Below are 3,081 nucleotides of genomic sequence, written 5' to 3'. Positions count from 1 at the left end.
AAACAAAGTTATTTGGTAAGTGCATTAAAATAAAGAGGGGAATATTCCCCTCTTTATTTTAGATCATAAAAATGCCCGAAGGGTTATGCAATTGCTCTTATGACGTTGTATCTTCTATCGTCGCTGGCGACAAATCCGTCGACAGGGGTTTGCAGGTTGTGGAAATCCTTGAACTCGATAAAAGCCTTCTGCAGCAATGAAGCAATATCATTGGGCATGTTCGGATTGACGGCTATTGCGTCTTTTGGTATGTCCTCTGTTTCGGCGATGATTTCCAGTGCGCTTACGTTTAATCCCTTTGTCTTTGCCAAATCAATGGCTTCGTTGTATGTGGCCCCTGCGTCTATTTCGCCGTTTAAGACCGCTTTTATTACGTTGTCATGTGTTCCCATGAAAGAAACCTTGCTAAAAATTCTATCGGGGTCCAGGCCATTCGATTTTAGTATGTGTCTTGCATATAAATACCCTGAGGCGCTTTTGGGATCGACGTAGCCAAAGTGCTTACCCTTTAGGTCGGATAGGGAGCGTATATTGTTAGTCTTTTTTGTAATTATGTAGCCTTTATAGGAAAATTTTCCGTTTACCTTCGGAGTAGCTATCGGTTTAACTCCTATTTTCTCGCGTGCTGCTACATAGGCGAAGGGAGAAAACCATCCCACATCGATTAAGTTTTTTGCCATCGCTTCTGTTAGGGCGTCGTAGTCCTTAACTATGATAGTTCTTGCTTTGTAGCCTATATTTCGACATATCCTCTCAAGTATCGGGACGTACATTTGCTTTATATTATCGGGCGACGTGAAGGGATTCACTCCGAATATGATCTCTTTGTCCGTTTTCAGTACAGCTATTATTGTTTGTAACTTTAAAGCAGTATCGCAAAGTCTATCACTAAACTTTGCCATTTGCTCATTCTTGGCCTTTTGAATGTCGATCTCCTTGGAAAGATTGACGACAGTGTTGTAGGTTTCTTCAACAGATTTGGCTATAGAGTTGGAAGCGCTCTCTATCTCAGTTACCGTAGCCATTTGTGTAGATGACATTTTAGTGAGCTCGGTCAAGGCTTCCCTTATCTTGCTGATGGCATCCTCTATTTTTACAATTATTTCTCTGGAGGCCTCGGACGCCTTTTCAACGTCTTTGAGCTTGTCGATGCAGGACTTCATGGCTGTATTTGAGCTCAAAACGCAGTCATTTATTTCATTGATAATGGGCGCAATTTCGGCCACGGAGTTTTTGGTCTCGTCGGCAAGTTTCTTGATCTCTAACGATACGACGGAAAAACCTTTTCCGGCTTCCCCTGCTCTTGCAGACTCTATGGAAGCATTTAGCGCCAGCAAGTTAGTCTGCTTTGCTATGGAATTTATGTATTCTATAATTTTATTTATCTTTCGCGATGAATCTTGAAGTCGTAGATTGTCTTCAGAGGCCTTTTGAATAACTTTTATCAGTTCGTTTAAGAGGGGTACTAAATTGGTGAGCGTCTTTTTGTCTTGTTCTAACATATCGGCAGCTTGTATCGAGTTGTTTTCTATATTTAATATGTTATCGCGCATTTTGGCCGATATGCCGGACAATTCGTTAATGCTGGCCGTTATTTCCTCGGTGCTTGCTGCATTTTGATGGCTGTTTTCCTCTATTAGAGTGAAGATCTTAGAGATTTGATTGAAGGTTTTCATGATGTCTTTGGAAAGCCAGGAGATTTGCTGTGTATCAAATCCCATCGTTTCGGCGACGAGAAAAAGGTTATCATGAACTTTTTCGTCAAAATCAAGCTTTTGAGGGCCTTGAATTGGAGCGGGCAGTCCGGAAATTACAGACAATGTCGGTTTAGCGGGCGCTACGGATTCGACTTCTCCCTTCAAGTGTTTCTTCAATAACATCAAGAAGATGAGCGAGCTTATTGCTACTGTTCCGATAGAGGTTATAAGTTTGGTGACCGGAAGGAAAAATAACGCTGCCTGTAGTAAGGCTATGCCCAAAAGGCTTTCTAACCATATTTTCCTAACGACCATATCGTTCACCTCGATTGTTTAACGTTCCTGTTGCCGAAATTCACTTAATTTTACGAAGGAAGAATTTTCTTTAATTATAACTTGACATGTTCATAAATTTCAAATAACAGGCTTTCCTGGTAAAGAAGTAATAAAGGATTGGCATGCAAGCTGAACATGCATTTATCCGATCTTCGAGGAGGGCGGTTAAAACCTCTTTTGGGCAGTGTTACAACAGGATACTAGCGATCCGCATGCGTTTATGGGCCGCTCGGCGTATAATCGGCATGCCAAAATTCCAGAAGGGCGTTTGCTGTAAGTGACACGCCACATTTTACGATTTTGGGATGGTCACTGTTTTGCCCACGTGAAGAGGGGTAAAATCGTCGCCGAAATAGTTTTTGAAAGCTACCATCGCATCAAACCCCGTGCAATGTCCTGCCGCTATCCAGCTGGGTTTTAAGGAAGCAAGCTGCGATACGGTTTTTTCGATGTGTTCGGAATCGACGTCTTTTAAGTGAAAACCTCCTAATATGCCTTCTATTGGGATGCCCGGGAAGATGTCCTTGGCTCGAAGGGCGATGTTTACTATGCCGGAATGGGAACAGCCCGTCACAATGACGATGCCCTGTCCTTCGACGTTTACTGCAAGAGCGGTGTCATCGAAAAGCATGTCTTTTTTTATATGGCCTTCTTCGATGGTAATTGCGTTAATGCTGGGCTCTTCGAAATCCGTTTTTCTGGGGATTTCGCCTAAAGCGATGACGCCCTCGCGCAATTGGACAGGATCTTTCGATAGCAGTACCTTTCCTCCCGCAGATTCGATTTCCAAAGGCCCGTTTCCTTGCGGGACTCCAATGTAGCTGATGACGGGTTTGCAAGCAAAGTGAGGCCGAAAAAGCGTAGGATGCGCGATGACTGGCAGGTCTTTTTTCTTCGAAGCTCGAAGCAGATCGACGAGCGCCCCAGTGTGATCGTAGTGGCAATGTGTTAAAACTAAAATGTCGATACTTTCAGGGTCAATGTCCAACCTGTTCATGTTATGAAAAAGCGCTTTTGAAGACTGGCCTACGTCCACGAGCACGCACGT

General features: G+C 43.4%; 2 protein-coding genes. Both read right to left on the bottom strand.

What is annotated here, in order from left to right; genetic code table 11:
- Nucleotides 1-83: 83 nt before the first annotated feature.
- A complete protein-coding gene (gene phnD, locus Q7P41_RS11630; protein ID WP_303884438.1) occupies nt 84-2,012 on the bottom strand; it encodes a phosphate/phosphite/phosphonate ABC transporter substrate-binding protein in 1,929 nt (642 codons plus the stop codon).
- A 313-nt stretch (nt 2,013-2,325) separates the two neighbouring features.
- On the bottom strand, nt 2,326-3,081 hold a 756-nt coding region (locus tag Q7P41_RS11625; protein ID WP_303884437.1), incomplete at its 5' end, for an MBL fold metallo-hydrolase.

The sequence above is a fragment of the Acetomicrobium mobile genome (genome assembly GCF_937920065.1).
This window is presented reverse-complemented; position numbering and strand designations above follow the sequence as displayed.